The 12,453-nt window shown below is 70.0% G+C and carries 9 protein-coding genes and 1 tRNA gene; 1 reads left to right on the top strand and 9 read right to left on the bottom strand.

Annotated elements, in window-relative coordinates:
• Positions 1 to 33 precede the first annotated feature (33 nt).
• The 7 genes from pknB to ATK36_RS16455 all read right to left on the bottom strand — a co-directional run bounded on the left by pknB (position 34) and on the right by ATK36_RS16455 (position 9,434).
• The gene (pknB, locus tag ATK36_RS16485; protein ID WP_098512378.1) at positions 34 to 2,040 is read right to left on the bottom strand and encodes a Stk1 family PASTA domain-containing Ser/Thr kinase; all 2,007 of its coding nucleotides are present in this window, start codon (positions 2,038 to 2,040) and stop codon (positions 34 to 36) included.
• Positions 2,037 to 3,272, bottom strand: coding sequence for a serine/threonine-protein kinase (locus tag ATK36_RS16480; protein ID WP_098512377.1), 1,236 nt, complete (start codon positions 3,270 to 3,272; stop codon positions 2,037 to 2,039). Before ATK36_RS16480 ends, pknB begins: the two co-directional genes overlap by 4 nt.
• A 3-nt stretch (positions 3,273 to 3,275) precedes the next feature.
• Positions 3,276 to 4,742: a peptidoglycan D,D-transpeptidase FtsI family protein gene (locus ATK36_RS16475; RefSeq protein WP_098512376.1), complete on the bottom strand. Its 1,467-nt coding sequence runs from the start codon at positions 4,740 to 4,742 to the stop codon at positions 3,276 to 3,278.
• Positions 4,739 to 6,229, bottom strand: coding sequence for an FtsW/RodA/SpoVE family cell cycle protein (locus tag ATK36_RS16470; RefSeq protein WP_098512375.1), 1,491 nt, complete (start codon positions 6,227 to 6,229; stop codon positions 4,739 to 4,741). Before ATK36_RS16470 ends, ATK36_RS16475 begins: the two co-directional genes overlap by 4 nt.
• Entirely contained in the window at positions 6,229 to 7,608 is a 1,380-nt protein-coding gene (locus tag ATK36_RS16465) for a PP2C family protein-serine/threonine phosphatase (RefSeq protein WP_098512374.1), read from the bottom strand. The genes ATK36_RS16470 and ATK36_RS16465 overlap by 1 nt, the downstream gene beginning before the upstream one ends.
• Positions 7,605 to 8,066, bottom strand: coding sequence for an FHA domain-containing protein FhaB/FipA (locus ATK36_RS16460; protein ID WP_098512373.1), 462 nt, complete (start codon positions 8,064 to 8,066; stop codon positions 7,605 to 7,607). The genes ATK36_RS16465 and ATK36_RS16460 overlap by 4 nt, the downstream gene beginning before the upstream one ends.
• A 102-nt stretch (positions 8,067 to 8,168) precedes the next feature.
• Positions 8,169 to 9,434, bottom strand: coding sequence for an FHA domain-containing protein (locus ATK36_RS16455; protein ID WP_098512372.1), 1,266 nt, complete (start codon positions 9,432 to 9,434; stop codon positions 8,169 to 8,171).
• A 130-nt stretch (positions 9,435 to 9,564) separates the two neighbouring features.
• Here ATK36_RS16455 and ATK36_RS16450 point away from each other — a divergent pair.
• A tRNA-Leu gene (locus ATK36_RS16450) sits at positions 9,565 to 9,647 on the top strand.
• 164 nt (positions 9,648 to 9,811) lie between these two features.
• Here ATK36_RS16450 and ATK36_RS16445 read toward each other — a convergent pair.
• Both ATK36_RS16445 and ATK36_RS16440 read right to left on the bottom strand, forming a co-directional pair.
• Positions 9,812 to 11,497, bottom strand: coding sequence for a hypothetical protein (locus ATK36_RS16445; RefSeq protein ID WP_098512371.1), 1,686 nt, complete (start codon positions 11,495 to 11,497; stop codon positions 9,812 to 9,814).
• Complete coding sequence (locus ATK36_RS16440; RefSeq protein WP_141544463.1) at positions 11,494 to 12,423, bottom strand: hypothetical protein; 930 nt, start codon at positions 12,421 to 12,423, stop codon at positions 11,494 to 11,496. The genes ATK36_RS16445 and ATK36_RS16440 overlap by 4 nt, the downstream gene beginning before the upstream one ends.
• Positions 12,424 to 12,453 lie beyond the last annotated feature (30 nt).

The following is a 12,453-nucleotide window of genomic DNA, read 5'->3' as shown; positions in this document are numbered from 1 at the left end:
GCACGGCGGGAACCGTGCGGGCCTTCCGGGTGATCAGTGGTCGCTGCCGCGCCCCGGCGGGAGTAAGCCACCCGGTCCGTTGCCACCGGGATTGGACGGCGAGGTCGGGATCCCGCCGCTGCTGCCGTTGTCCTGGTAGACGAACACGATGACCGACTGGTTCGGGGAGATCGAGCTGCCCGCCGCCGGGTTCTGCTTCACCACGGTGTTCGGCTGACCGCCGCCGCTCTGCGTGGTCTGCTGGCTGATGCTGCCCGACCAGCCCAGGCTCTGCAGCTGCTGGGTGGCCTGGTCCAGCGTCATCCCGAGCAGGCTCGGCATCTGGATCTGCTGCTTGCCCTTGGACACGACCAGCGTCACCTGGCTGCCCGGCGCGAGGTTGCCGCCGTTGGGCTGCTGGCTGATCACGGTATCCTTCGGCTTGTCCGAGTCCTGGTCCTGGCGGACCGGCTTGAACCCGGCGTCGCTGATGATCTGCTTCGCCTCGGAGTAGGACTTGCCGGTGGTGTCGGGCACCTGCTTCTGCGCGACCTGCGAGCCGACCGTGATGTCCACCGCCGAACCCTTCGCCGCCGAGGAACTCGCGGTCGGGGTCTGCGCGACCACCTTGCCGACGTCGCTCTGGGTGTCCACGGTCTGGCTGTTCTGGTTGCCGACCTTCAGCCCGGCCTTCTCCAGCGTCTGCGCGGCCTTGTCCGGGGACATCCCGTGCAGATCCGGCACCTGCACCGAGTCCGGCCGCACGCCGACGGTCAGCGTGATCTGGGTGGAGGTGGCCACCGTCGAGCCCGCCGCCGGGTCGATCGCGAGCACCTTGTCGATCTGGTCGTCGGTGCAGGTCGGGTCACCCGGATTGGCCGGGGACACCCCGCACGGGACCGTCTTGTTCTGCCCGAACGAGGAGAAGCCCGCGCTCTGCAGTGCCGCCTTCGCCGAGACCACCGGCTGGTTCACCACGGACGGGATCTGCGCGGTCTTGTTGGTGTCGCTGAACGCGTTGGACAGCCACATCACCATCAGCACCACACCGGCCACGAGCAGCGCGGCCACCGCGGCGAGGATGATCCGGCGGCGCCGCTTGGCCTTCGGGTCCTCCGCCGCCTCCTCGGCGTACTCGTCGTAGCGCTGCGGGACCCGGCGGTCGGCGTCCATCACCTGGGTGCGCTCGTCCTCGGACATCACCATCGGCGCCGACGGACGCTGCCCGGACAGCGTGCGCACCAGGTCCGAGCGCATCTCGGCGGCCGACTGGTAGCGGTTCGCCGGGCCCTTGGCCAAAGCCTTGAGCACCACCGCGTCCAGCTCCGGCGACACCGCGGGGTTCACCGAGGACGGCGGGTTCGGATCCTCCCGCACGTGCTGGTAGGCCACCGCGACCGGCGAGTCCCCGGTGAACGGCGGCTCCCCGGTGACCAGTTCGTAGAGCACGCACCCGGCGGCATAGACGTCGGAACGGGCGTCCACCGACTCACCGCGGGCCTGCTCCGGCGACAGGTACTGGGCGGTGCCGATCACCGCGGCGGTCTGGGTCATCGCGGATTGGCCGTCGTGCATCGCCCGCGCGATGCCGAAGTCCATCACCTTGACCGCGCCGTTCTTCGTGATCATGATGTTGGCCGGCTTCACGTCCCGGTGCACGATGCCGTGCCGGTGCGAGAAGTCGAGCGCCGCACTGACGTCGGCCATGACCTCCATGGCCCGCTTCTGCGACATCGGACCCTCGGTCTTGACGATGTCGCGCAGCGTCCTGCCCTCGACGTACTCCATCACGATGTAGGGCAGTGGCCCCACATCGGTGCCGGTCTCGCCGGTGTCGTAGACCGCCACGATCGCCGGGTGGTTCAGCGCCGCGGCGTTCTGGGCTTCCCGGCGGAACCGCTCCTGGAACTGGGGATCCCGGGCGAGGTCCGCGCGCAGGACCTTGATCGCCACCTCCCGGCCCAGACGCACGTCGTGTCCGTGGTGGACCTCGGACATACCTCCGTAGCCGAGCGTGTCGCCCAGCTCGTACCGATTGGAGAGCAGTCTGGGTGTGCTCATCTCTGTGTGCCGTTCCATTCCGTCCAGGGTGTGGTCATCATGCCCGCTTGGCCGCCGTGCTCGCCCGATCCGCTTCGGGCCTGGGTCGGTCTTCCGGTGGTCGGTCCGCTCGTGGTGTGCACGCTTGGGGCGCTCGCTCCGTTGCCGCCGGACACCGTCCGGGTGAGCACGAACACCGCGGCGGCGAGTGCCACCGCGACGAGCACCGCGAGCGCCACCCACCAACCCCACTGGCTGCGCTTTCGCGGCACCGGCGCGGGCGGCAGTGGCCGGAAGGCCGGGTTGGAGCCAGGCCCGATCGGGCCGCCCGGAGCCGGGGGCACACCCGGCACCTGGGGCGGCGGGACCGCCGGGACGGGCCCCGCGAAACCGGCGCCGAGCAGCCCGTGTGGTGGCGGCAGCGGCCGCCCGGCCCGCACCGCGGCGATCGCGGCGGCGAACTCGCCGCCGCTGCCGTAGCGCTGCCGGGGGTCCTTCACCAGAGTCGCTTCGATCACCGCGCGCGGGCCCGGCGGCACGTCCGGTGGCAGCGGCCGCGGGACGTCGCGGATGTGCATCATCGCGACCGTCACCGCGTTCTCGGACAGGAACGGCCGCCGCCCGGCCAGGCATTCGTACCCGCAGACGGCCAGCGAATACACGTCGCTGGCCGGCTCCGCGTCGTGCCCGAGCGCCTGCTCCGGCGCGATGTAGTGCGCGGTGCCCATGACCATGCCGGAGCGGGTGACGGGTGCCGCGTCCGCGGCCTTCGCCACCCCGAAGTCGGTGATCTTCACCCGGCCGGCCGGGGTGACCAGGATGTTGCCCGGTTTCACGTCCCGGTGCACCAGGCCCTGTTCATGCGCGGCCTGCAGTGCGTTGCCCGCCTGTTCCAGCAGGTCCAGCGTGTAATCGGCGGTCAGCCTGCCGTGCCGGGCGAGGATGCCCGCGAGCGGATCGCCCTCCACGAACTCCATCACCAGGTAGGCGATCGACAGGTCCTCGCTGACCGTCTCGCCGTAGTCGTGCACCGCGGCGATCCCGGCGTGGTTGAGCGAGGCCGTCATCCGCGCCTCGGTCCGGAACCGGTGCAGGAACTCCGCGTCGCCGGACAGTTCGGCCTTGAGCACCTTGACCGCGACCACCCGGTCCAGCCGGGTGTCGCTCGCCTGCCAGACCTCGCCCATCCCGCCGACGGCGATCCGGTTCGTCAGCTTGTAGCGCTCGGCCAGCAGCTGACCCGAGGACAGCATCGGCTATCCACCCCCGAGGCGGGCGGCGATCGCGGCCCGGCCGATCTCGGCGGCCACCGAACCACCGGTCGCAGCCAGCCCGCGGTTACCGCCGTTTTCGACGATGACCGACACCGCGATCTGCGGGTTGTCCGCCGGCGCGAAAGCGGTGTACCAGGCGTGCGGCGGGGTGTTCTTGGAGTCGGTGCCGTGCTCGGCGGTGCCGGTCTTGGACGCGATCTTCAGCGCCGGGTTCTTGCCGTTGCCCGCGGTGAAGCTCTCCGAGCTGATCATCATGTCGGTGAGGATCTTGGCGTTGTCCGGGGACAACGCGGGCTTGCCGGTGAGCTGCTCGGGCTCCACGTCCTCGATGGTGGACAGGTCCGGGGCCAGAATCGACTGCACCAGCTGCGGTTTCATGGCCATCCCGCCGTTCGCGACGGTGGCCGAGAGCAGGCAGTCCTGCAACGGGGTGAGCCGCACGTCGCGCTGGCCGATGCCGCTCTGGTAGAGCGCGGGCGGCGAGTCGAGCGGGCCGACGGTGGAGGGCGCGACCTTCAGCGGCACCGCGAGATCGCTCTGGCCGATGCCGAAGTTCGCCGCGGTCGTCTTCATCTTGTCCGCGCCGAGCTGGCCGGAGAAGGTCGCGAACGGCACGTTGCACGAGTGCGCCAGCGCGTCCTTGAACGTGGTGCCGGGGCAGGTCTCGCCCCCGTAGTTCTCCAGCGTCGTGCTCGTACCCGGCAGCTGCACGTTCGGCGCCCTGCTCACCTGGGTGTCCGGGCCGATCCCCGCCTCCAGCGCGGCACTCGCGGTGACCAGCTTGAAGGTGGACCCGGGCGGGTAGTTCTCGTTGATCGCCCGGTTCAGCATCGGCTGCGCCTTGTCCTTGGAGTACTTGTCCCAGGAGGAGTTCTGTTCCTTGCCGTTGTGCGTGGCCAGGGCGTTCGGGTCGTAGGACGGGGTGGACACCATCGCCAGGATGCGCCCGGTCTTCGGCTCCATCGCCACCACCGAGCCGGTGTAGCCGTGCTTGGTCATCAGGTCGTAGGCGGCCTTCTGCACCTTCGGGTCGACGGTCAGCTTCACGTTCCCGCCCCGCGGATCACGGCCGGTGACCATGTCCGAGAGCCGGCGCACGAACAGCCGCGGGTCCGAGCCGTTGAGCACGTCGTCCTCGATGCGCTCCATGCCGCCCGCACCGTAATTGATCGAGTAGTACCCGGTCACCGGTGCATACATCGCCCCGTCGGTGTAGTTGCGGGTGAAGTTCAGCTTGTCGCCCGAGGGCTTGACCCCGGCCAGGATGGTGCCGTCCGGCGCCACGAGCTGGCCGCGCTGGCGGGAGTACTCGTCGTAGAGCACCCGCCGGTTACGCGAGTCGGTGCGGTAGGTGTCCGCCTTGATCACCTGCACGAAGGTGTCGTTGGCCAGCAGCAGGACGATCATCAGGAGCATCGCCATGCCCACCTTGCGCAGCGGGGTGTTCACGCCGTCCTCCCGTTCTTTTCGTCGCGGGCGGGCGGGCGCTGCACCAGCACGGTGTGCGCGTCGGAGATCGGGGCCTGCCGCGTCTGCGGCGGCCTCGGCCGGGTGGCCGGGCGCCGCGCCGCGTCCGAAACGCGCAGCAGCAGCGCGACCAGGATGTAGTTCGCCAGCAGCGAAGAACCACCCTGGGACAGGAACGGCGCGGTGATGCCGGTTTCCGGGATCAGTGCGGTCACGCCACCGATGACCACGAAGATCTGCATCACCATGGCGAAGGAGAGACCACCGCCGAGCAGCTTGCCGAAGGTGTCGCGCACGGCGAGCGCGCTGCGCATCCCGCGCATGGCGATCAGCAAGTACAGCATCAGCACCGCGGCCAGCCCGACGAAGCCGAGCTCCTCGCCGATCGAGGAGGTGATGAAGTCACTGCTCGCCTCGGGCACGATGTCCGGCCGTCCGGCGCCGAGGCCGGTACCGCCGACCCCGCCGGTGCCGAGCCCGAACAGGGCCTGCGCGATCTGGTACGACCCGCCCTGCGCGTCGTAGCGCGGGCCGAGCGGGTTCAGCCAGTTCTCCACCCGCTGCTGGACGTGCTCGAAGAGGTTGAACGCCAGCAGACAGCCCGCCACGAAGAAGGTCAGGCCCACCACGACCCAGATGACGCGCTCGGTCGCCAGGTAGAGCATCACCAGGATGATGGTGAAATACAGCAGCCCGCTGCCGAGGTCCTTCTCCAGCACCAGGATGATCACCGCGGCCGCCGCGGCGATCAGGATCGGGCCCAGGTCCCGGGCGCGCGGCAGCTCCACCCCGAGGAACTTCTTGCCCGCCACCATGAACAGGTCCCGCTTCGAGACCAGGAACGAGGCGAAGAAGATCATCAGCAGAATCTTCGCGAACTCACCCGGCTGGATCGAGAAGAACGGCAGCTTCACCCACACCTTCGCGCCGTTCACCTCGGACAGGCTGGAGGGCAGGACCGCGGGCAGCGCCAGCGCGACAATGCCGACCAGGCCGAAGATGTAGCCGTAGCGGGTCAGCGTGCGGTGGTCGTTCACCACGATCAGCACGGCCACGAACAGCGCCAGCGCGACCACGGTGAACAGCACCTGGTTCGTGACGCCGGGGCTGTAGTCCCTGCCTGCCTGCGCGGCGGTCTCCGCCTTGGCCAGGTCGATCCGGTGGATCATCACCAGGCCGATTCCGTTGAGCAGAGCCACACACGGCAGCAGCACCGGATCCGCGTACGGCGCCCACCGCCGTACCGCCAGGTGCGCGGCGGCGAGGATGCCGAGGTAGGCCAGCCCGAGCCAGAGGATGGACAGCGTCAGCGCCTGCTCCTGGTTGGCCTCGACCAGCACCAGCGCGATGGTGACCAGGCCCGCGGCGAACGCGAGCAGCAGCATTTCGGTGTTCCGGCGGGTCGGCAGATCCCGCGGCGGGTTGGTGGTGAACTGCGCGGAGGCCGGGTCGGCCAGCGGCTGGCCCATCAGTTACCGCCTCCTGTCGACGGCGTCGTACCCGACGTCGCGCAGTCCCTCCCCGGAAACTGGTTCTCCGACGTCGGCTCGCCGGGCGAGGGCGGAGCGGCACCGCTACCTTGCGGTGCCCCGGTCGGAGCGGGCTGCACCGGCTTGCAGTTCACGAGTTGCTTCTTCAGCCGGAGGAAGTCGTCGATGTACTTGCGGGCGTCGTCGAGGCTGTCGCGCTTGACCCCGTTCTTCACCAGCGCCCGCGCGTCCTCCTGCAGCGCGGGCACGCGCAGCTTGTCGGTGCACAGCTGACCGGGCGGGCACGAGCCCTGCTCCAGGGTGTGCAGCTGGATGCCGAGGACGCTGCCCGGGACGCCGCGGTAGATCACGACCTCCTCGTCCGGGCCTTCGCCGACGTAGTACTGGCTGAGCACGAAGTACCGGGTGGCGATGGCCGCCGCGGCCAGCACCACGAGCACCACCACCGCGCCGACCAGCCAGCGGAACCGCTTGCGCTGCTTGGTCTTCGGGTCCGCTTCCGGGCTCGGTTCCGGCTCCGGCCGCGCCACCGGCGTGGGCTGGGTCAGCGCGCGGGCCCGTGCCGCGGGCGAATCGCCCTGGTGCAGCTCGTCGCTGCCGTCGCCGGCCGCGCCGCCCACGATCGGGGCGTCGTCGCCGAAGTCGACGTCCACCACGTCCGCGATGATCACCGTCACGTTGTCCGTGCCGCCGCCCTTGAGCGCCAGCTCGATCATCCGATCGGCGCAGTCCTGCGGATCGGCGATCTGTACCGCCTCGGCCAGCGTTTCGTCGCTGACCATACCGGACAGCCCGTCCGAGCAGATCAGGTACCGGTCACCGGGACGGGCCTCGCGCACGGTGAGACTCGGCTCCACCTCGTGCCCGGTGAGCGCCTTGAGCAGCAGCGACCGCTGCGGGTGCACCGCCGCCTCCTCGGGCGTGATGCGACCCTGTTCGAGCAACTCGTTGACGAAGCTGTCGTCGCGGGTGATCTGCGCGAACTGGCCGCCGCGCATCAGGTAGGCCCGCGAGTCGCCGACGTGCACCAGCCCGAGTCTGCTGCCGGCGAAGAGCACCGCGGTCAGCGTGGTGCCCATCCCGTCGAGGTCGGGGTCCTGGGCGACCAATTCGGCGATCGCCGCGTTGCCGTTCTGCACGGCGTCGCGGAGCTGCGCGAGCAGGTCGTCGCCGGGCTCGTCGTCGTCGAGCGGGGCGAGCGAGGCGATGACGACCTTGCTGGCCACCTCGCCCGCGGCGTGCCCGCCCATTCCGTCGGCGAGTGCGAGCAGGCGGGGGCCGGCGTACACGGAGTCCTGGTTGGTCGAACGCACCAGGCCCCGGTCGCTGCGGGCCGCGTAGCGGAGGACGAGAGTCATGGGCGAAGCTCGATCACCGTCTTGCCGATCCGGATGGGGACTCCGAGCGGGACCCGGAGTGGTGCAGTGACCTTAGCCCGGTCGAGGTAGGTGCCGTTCGTCGAACCCAGATCTTCCACGTACCAGTCCTCCCCGCGCAGGGCGATGCGGGCATGGCGGGTCGACGCGTAGTCGTCGTCGAGGACCAGCGTCGAGTCGTCGGCCCGGCCGATCAGGATCGGCCTGCCGTCGAGCGCGATGCGGGTGCCCGCCAGTGCCCCATGGGTCACCAGCAGCTGCTGCGGGGACTTGCCGCCCCGCGGCTTCTTTTCTTTGTTACGGCGGAAGGACGGTACCTGGACCCGGATGCCGGACGCGGCGTACAGGTCCGAGCGCACGACCCGTAACGCGGCGAACACGAAGAGCCAGAGCAGCACGAGAAAGCCCACCCTGGTGAGTTGTACGACCAGCTCTGGCACTTGTTGTGTCCGCTCCCGCCTCTTGCCTGCAAGCCCGAGGTGCGCGCGCACCACGGATCCCCCGCACGACAATTCTGCGGGAACCCCGTCGACTGGCTGCGCTCAGCCCTGGGTTCGGAACACCAGGGACGAGTGACCCACCCGGATGACGTCGCCGTCGGCGAGCTGCCAGGTCTGCACCGGGGTGCCGTTCACCGTGGTGCCGTTGGTCGAGCCGATGTCGGCGAGCGTGGCGCTCTGGCCGTCCCAGGTGATCTCCAGGTGCCTGCGGGAGACCCCGGTGTCGGGCAGCCGGAAGTCGGCGTCCTGGCCCCGGCCGACCACGTTGCCGCCCTGCTTGAGCGAGTAGGTGCGGTTGGAGCCGTCGTCGAGCTGCAGGCTCGCCGCGACCGGGCGGCCGGCGGGAGCCGGCGGCTGGCCGTAACCACCCTGCTGGCCGTACGGGTCGCCACCCGGGGGAGGGGCGTAGCCCGCTTGCTGGGTCTGGCCGTACTGGTCGTATCCACCCTGCTGCGGGGGCTGACCGTAGCCCTGGTCGTACGCGGGCTGACCGCCCGGCGGGGTGCCGTAGCCACCCTGCTGCGGCGCGTAGCCGCCCTGGTCGTAGCCCCCCTGCTGGGGCTGGCCGTACTGGTCGTACCCACCCTGCTGGGGAGGCTGGCCGTAGCCCTGGTCGTAACCACCCTGCTGGCCGTACGGGTCGCCGCCCGGGGGAGGGGCGTAGCCCGCTTGCTGGGTCTGGCCGTACTGGTCGTATCCGCCCTGCTGCGGCGGGGGCTGCTGACCGTAGCCCTGGTCGTAGCCACCCTGCTGGCCATAGCCCTGGTCGTACCCGGGCTGCTGGCCACCCTGCTGTCCGTATCCGTACTGGCCCTGCTGGCCGTACTGGTCACCCTGGTCGTATTGGCCGTATCCGGGGGGCTGGCTCATTGCTGGGTCTCCTGCGTTGCTGGGTCGTGCCGACCGTGACGAGCCACCGTCCGCGCTGGCGCGGGCGTCGGGATCGACGGACGAACGGGTCTTGAACTGTCCAGTATGCAGCGCCTCGTTGCGCTCGAGTGATACGACGACGTCACCATAGGTGTCCCAGCCCCGCGCGGCGAGGTGCTCCGCGACGGCTTTGGCGAGAACACCGGTGACCCGTTGTTCGTCGCCGGCCATGCGCTCGTGATCAGCCGACCCCAACGACACGATGTAGTGATTCGGGGCGAGCTGCCGACCGCCTGCCAGCTCACGTACGTTTTCCTCGCCTTCCCGCTCGAGCGCCGCCGCTACCTCCTGGGTGACGACACTGCCACCGAACATGCGCGCGAAGGTGTTCCCGACCAGCTTCTCGAGTCGTCTGTCGAAACGCTCAACGCGGCCCACCGGGACTGACCTCCTCACACGTGTGCTTCCGCACCCGATCCTATCCGGGAGAGGAAGGGTTCAGCAGACCCCCGGCGAAACCGGCTGAAGGACCCTGCTACGCTTTGCGGGCTGTCAGAGAGAAGCACTCGGGCGAGTGGCGGAATGGCAGACGCGCACGGTTCAGGTCCGTGTGTCCGAAAGGACGTGAGGGTTCAACTCCCTCCTCGCCTACCGCAGGGCTGACGACGAAATCAGTCCGCCTTGACCGACGTTATGGCCGGTTGAGGAGTGAGATGTCACAGTGAAGGCGCCGCGGTTGCGGTGCCTTCACTGTTTTCTGTGGTTTGTGTGCGGAGGCGGCTGAGGTGCTCGCGCGGTTGGGTGCGGTGGATGCCTCAACTTGCTTCGGGTTTCCAGTCGGTCAGTGGTCGGGTTGTTCGTCGGCGTGGCCGTCGTCGGGCCGGTGTTGCGGGGTCGGCTGGGTGTGCATGTCGCCAACGGGTGCGTTTGCGCAAGTTGGACGCGGCGAGCTGGAAGCCGACGAGGAAGTGGACGGCGGCGATCCCGCGAACGCGGCGGGTGCCGGCCGATTCGAGGTTGGCGTTGGTGGGGTCTTTGAGGTAGCCGTTTGTGCCTTCGACCCCGTTGCGCAGGGTGTGGTAAGCGCGTTCCCATTCAGGGCTGGCGAACGGCAGAGCCTGGCCGTGCTTCGCCCCGGCTTCGGGCGGGACGGTCACCGACTGCTGGGCGCAGACCGTCGGTGGCTCGACCAGGCCGGCGGCCGGGACGACGGTGGGTTTGGCGCTGAACCGCATCGACGCCTTTTTCAGCGGACAGCGAACGGCAGGTGTCGTTCCGGCCGCGGGGCAGAGCATCCGCTGATGTCCCTCCTGGTCCGGGTGGGCTTTGGGCCGCAGCTCGTAGGCTCTCCGCGCGGACAGTCGCTGGCGCCAGGTGTCCTCATCGATCCGCTCAGCGCGGAAGTCGCGGGTGGTGTCGACGAGTCCGGCGGGCATGTGCGGGCAGTGCCAGCGGCCTTCGACTTGAACCGCGCCGGCGTGCTCGGCCTGGATGCCGAGCTGGTCGTCGCGGTAGTCGAAAAGCAGGGGGAAGCCCAGGGCCCGGGCCGGGAGCTGGAACGTGTCCGGCTCACTGTTGTTGTAGGCGCGGTCCCCGGCCAGCGGGCCGCGGGGCCAGCCGTCTGCGGCGGCGTGCTTGAGCACGTCGATCGCTGCGCCGCCGGGCCGGTGGCCGGGGCGTTCGAGCGTGTAGCCGCCGACGAGGACCGGCGGCGCGAGACGGCCGTCGACCGGCCGGGTCGCGCCGTTGACCAGCAGTGTCGCCTCGTAGCCGAACAGCTCCTTCACTACTTTCTTCTTTCCCCTGCCGGTGCCGGTCCCCGGCTTGTCCCAGGCGGTGCGCAGGTAGAGGCCGGCATCCGGATCGGCCGAGGTCGTCCCGGCCTGCCTCGACGGTTTGCGGGCATTCGTCCTGATGGGGGTGGCATCGACACAGCTGCCGATTGCGGGGTAGTCCTGCAGGACATCGAGCAGGCCAGTCAAGCTCGGGACCAGCACCCGGTGTCCGACCCAGTCCCGGGCGGCTCGTCGCTGCGCCTGCTCGCCCAGCGTCATCGGCGCAAGCCGCGTGGCGAATTCCTCCTCGGTCAGCTTCCGGTTCTTCGGTGCCGGCGAGTCGTCGAACAGCTCAACCATCGCGTGGAACAACCGGCGGACCACCGCGTAGGAGGCTTCCACCGAGTCGGCGGTCAACTCGCGGTCGGCAACGCCGAGCAGGCGCCGGGACCGGGCGGTGATCCGATGGTGCAGCAGCAGATTCACCCCGGTGAGCAGCACGGCCCGGTCCGTCACTGCGGTCAGCAGCAGCCCGGTCAGCAGTGCCTCGACGGTGATCGTGCGCGGCCTCCCGGCCGCGCTGCGCCGCTTCTTCGCCAGCGCGGTCGTGAAGAACCCGACCAGGCCGGTGTCGGCGATGTAGTCGCGGGCCCGGTCGACCTCGGCGTCGGACACCGGCACCAGTTCCTCGCCGAGCAGGCTGTCCGCTGCCGCTGCGGTGTTCACGCCAGCTCGCGCAGATGCCGCTCCGCCCGCTGCGCGCTGATCCCCGGCAGATGCGGCAGGAGCCGATCCAGGCTGGACAGGCCGTCCAGCCCAGCGGCCGCGGCGAGCACCGGCAGCGGTGTCCCAGACGCCAGATGCTCGACGATCCAGGTGTCCCGCAGCCGGGCGACCTTGACCGGCGGGACGGTGGCGCCGCGGTGAGCCCGTGCGAGGAAGTTCGACACCAGGTTCTTCGCCCGGACCGCGTTCGGGCGGAACACGAACCCGCTGCCCGCGGCGTCGGCGTGGCCGGCCAGCCCGGTTTCCCAGCGCCGTCGGCAGACCACCAGCCGTGCGCGGCGACCGGTCGTTTCGACCAGCACCGCGCCGTTGCCGGCAACCCGGATACTGCCGGCGCGCACAGCGATGACCTCGTCGGCCGACAACCCGCAGCCCAGGCCGAGCGCGAGCAGCACCCGGCAGCCGCACCGCAGCGCTTCGGTGGGCTGGCCGGTCGCCCAGCTCCAGAGCGCCGCCTGCTCGCCGACGGTGTAGGGCCGGGACGCGTCGGAGGCAGACAGCACGATCGGTTTCGCTCCGTCGACACCCCGAACCGCTTCGGCCAGCCGCCGCAGCCGGGCGCGGTAGGTCGAGCGGGTGTGCGAGCTCAGATGCGCGCAGCCCACGTCGAGAAACCAGTCGACCGTCGCCGGCTCCAGCCATCCCGCCGAGCCGGTGATCCCGTGCCCGTCGCAGAACACAGCCAGCCTGGCCAGCACCGACATCAGCTCGGCCGCGTCGTAGGGCACCATCGGATCTGCCTGCACCACCAGCGCCCGCACCGCGGGAGCCACCCGGCTCCAGGCCGGACCCGCATCCCGGGGCACGAACGTGTCGACACGGCGGGCCACTGCGCTCCTCGACAGGTAGACACCAGGAGCCGACATGCTATTCGAATAGCACCATTGGGGGTGAAG

This window comes from Amycolatopsis sulphurea (assembly GCF_002564045.1).
In the GTDB taxonomy this organism is placed as follows: Bacteria; Actinomycetota; Actinomycetes; order Mycobacteriales; family Pseudonocardiaceae; genus Amycolatopsis; species Amycolatopsis sulphurea.
Note: the sequence above shows the minus strand (reverse complement) of the source record. Positions and strands in the feature narration are given on the sequence as shown.

Bases quoted from the DNA above. Each gene is read 5' to 3' on its own strand.
- ATK36_RS16470 (WP_098512375.1), bottom strand. From the start codon at position 6,229: ATGGGCCAGCCGCTGGCCGACCCGGCCTCCGCGCAGTTCACCACCAAC.
- ATK36_RS16480 (WP_098512377.1), bottom strand. From the start codon at position 3,272: ATGCTGTCCTCGGGTCAGCTGCTGGCCGAGCGCTACAAGCTGACGAAC.
- pknB (WP_098512378.1), bottom strand. From the start codon at position 2,040: ATGAGCACACCCAGACTGCTCTCCAATCGGTACGAGCTGGGCGACACG.
- ATK36_RS16465 (WP_098512374.1), bottom strand. From the start codon at position 7,608: ATGACTCTCGTCCTCCGCTACGCGGCCCGCAGCGACCGGGGCCTGGTG.
- ATK36_RS16440 (WP_141544463.1), bottom strand. From the start codon at position 12,423: ATGTCGGCTCCTGGTGTCTACCTGTCGAGGAGCGCAGTGGCCCGCCGT.